This is a genomic window from Halorubrum sp. SS7 (assembly GCF_005435055.1).
In the GTDB taxonomy this organism is placed as follows: Archaea; Halobacteriota; Halobacteria; order Halobacteriales; family Haloferacaceae; genus Halorubrum; species Halorubrum salinarum.
Map to the genome: position 1 here is coordinate 1 of NZ_SGXV01000617.1, position 238 is coordinate 238.

Annotated in this window: 1 protein-coding gene; it reads right to left on the reverse strand. The window is 61.3% G+C overall.

Annotated features, from left to right (window positions below; genetic code table 11):
* Nucleotides 1-238: DUF6293 family protein (locus EXE44_RS21790; protein WP_274595410.1), on the reverse strand; the 238-nt coding region annotated here is incomplete at both ends.

Below are 238 nucleotides of genomic sequence, written 5' to 3' on the forward strand. Positions count from 1 at the left end.
GTACTCCTCCGCGTGGACGTAGTACGGGATCGCGCCGGTGACCATACAGGCGATCATCCCGCCGATCGCGGTCACCTTCGACCCCGACGCGAGGTTCACGTAGACGTTGTGGTCACGGAGACGGTTCGAGATCTCGGCGATCGTCCCGAGCGAACTGAAGAGATTGAAGATGTCGCACTCGACGGTCTCGGTCCGAATCCCTTCGTCTCGAACGCGTTGACGGGCCGTCTCGTGGTAT